A 1309-nucleotide genomic window follows, 5' to 3' on the forward strand; every position below is an offset into this window, starting at 1 on the left:
CCTTGGGTTCTAGGAGTCGTTGCAACACCCCAGTTCAGGGGATGCATTGGACTTCGAGATCCGCGAGGACCGGACGGCTCAGGGGCCTGTGAAGCTGATCCGGGAGCGGGAGGCATACTCCCGGCTCATGCAGCAGGGCTACACCAACGCCGAGGCGTGCCGGGTCCTCGGAATCAACGACCGGACCGGTAGGCGTTGGCTCTACGGGCGCAATTCGTCCGGCGGGAACAAGGCGGCGCCACCGCTGGCAGCGGTGGCGCCGCCTTGCGGACGTTCGAGGTACCTCGGCGAGGACGAACGGATCCACATCGCCGACCGGCTGCGGGAGAAGGCATCCATCCGCGAGATCGCGGCCGAGCTGGGCCGCAGTCCGTCGACGGTCAGCCGGGAGATCCGCCGAAACCGCACCGACGGCAGCCGCGGCCGGTGGCACTACCGGCCGCACGCGGCCCAGGCCCGCGCCGACGCCCGCCGGCCCCGGCCAAAGCCCCGCAAGATCCTGTCGGACCCGGAGCTGCGGGACGCCGTCCAGGCGATGCTGGACGAGAAGTGGAGCCCGGAGCAGATATGCCACGCTCTGCGGGCACAGTTCCCCGACCGGCCGGAGATGCACGTGGCCCACGAAACCGTCTACCAGTCGCTCTACGTCCAGGGGCGAGGGCAGTTGCGGCGCGAGCTGGCCGGCGCCCTGCGGAGCGGACGCGCCCGGCGCAAGCCCCAGCGGCAGGCCAACCGCCGCCAGCCCCGGTTCGCCGACCCGATGGTCATGATCAGCGATCGCCCCGCCGAGGCCGAGGACCGGGCCGTCCCCGGCCACTGGGAGGGAGACCTGATCATCGGCAAGGACCAGAAGTCGGCGATCGGCACCCTGGTCGAGCGCGCGACCCGCTACGTGATGCTCCTGCACCTGCCCGGCGACCACACGGCCGAGACGGTGCGCGACGCCCTGGTGGCCACCGCCCGCACGCTTCCCGTCGAGCTGAAGCGTTCCCTGACCTGGGACCAGGGCAGCGAGATGGGCCGCCACCGCGAGTTCACGCTCGCCACCGACATCCCGGTCTACTTCTGCGACCCGGCCAGCCCCTGGCAGCGCGGCTCGAACGAGAACACGAACGGACTGCTGCGGCAGTACTTTCCCAAGGGCACCGACCTGTCGATCCACACTCCGGAGCACCTGGCCTTCGTCGCCGACCAGCTCAACCGCCGTCCACGCAAGACGCTCGGCTGGGAAACCCCAGCCGAGCGCCTGGCTAAACTCCTCGCGGCCTAGACAACCGACCACGTGTTGCAACGACCACTAGAAACCGCC

Annotated in this window: 1 protein-coding gene; it reads left to right on the forward strand. The window is 70.1% G+C overall.

The features are described 5' to 3' along the window. Window positions 1-46: 46 nt before the first annotated feature. Window positions 47-1270: an IS30 family transposase gene (locus ACWDBE_RS39075; protein ID WP_449810363.1), complete on the forward strand. Its 1224-nt coding sequence runs from the start codon at window positions 47-49 to the stop codon at window positions 1268-1270. Window positions 1271-1309 lie beyond the last annotated feature (39 nt).

It is taken from the genome of Kitasatospora sp. NPDC001132, assembly GCF_053598415.1.